The sequence below is a fragment of the Vibrio splendidus 12E03 genome, from assembly GCF_000272105.2.
Lineage (GTDB): Bacteria > Pseudomonadota > Gammaproteobacteria > Enterobacterales > Vibrionaceae > Vibrio > Vibrio splendidus_I.
Genome location: NZ_AJZD02000261.1, coordinates 1 through 451, shown reverse-complemented (window position 1 = coordinate 451; position 451 = coordinate 1). Strand labels below are relative to the sequence as shown.

The window sequence follows — 451 nt, the reverse complement described above, 5'->3', positions numbered from 1 at the left end:
CATTCGGTCTATCTGTTGGACTATCCAGTTGTCGGTCGATTTTTTGCCACAGCGAGAGCAGGCTCGACTAGAGCAAGTGAACCAGATGTTTTTAGAATGGGTGCAGTCTTTGTTTTCACAATGTAGCTCTTTACAACCCAAAGCTGGTTTGCCGCAGGCGAGCATTTTAGTGACTTCAATGATTTCAATATCTCGTAGCGTTGAGTCTGTCGCCACCATATGTTGCCAAGCTTTGTTGTACTCAAGGAGAAAGTTAAGCGGCCTAGGTTGATAGGGCGTATTGACAGAAGTACGAGTAGCCATAATCGAAGAAAGTTATCGGAGCATCATGATAGCGAATGGAGAGCCTAATTATACGCATAAACCTATCACGCGCCCAATTGCAGCGTAGCTGCTATGTTCGTTCAATGGATGAAGAAGTATAAAGAAGAAGGTTGGTATCTCGTGGGGC

General features: G+C 45.0%; 1 protein-coding gene. It reads right to left on the bottom strand.

Going from position 1 to position 451, the window contains the following annotated elements; translation table 11 throughout:
- On the bottom strand, window positions 1-303 hold a 303-nt coding region (locus A142_RS24470), incomplete at its 3' end, for a transposase zinc-binding domain-containing protein (RefSeq protein WP_198928606.1).
- Between the last annotated feature and the right edge of the window lie 148 nt (window positions 304-451).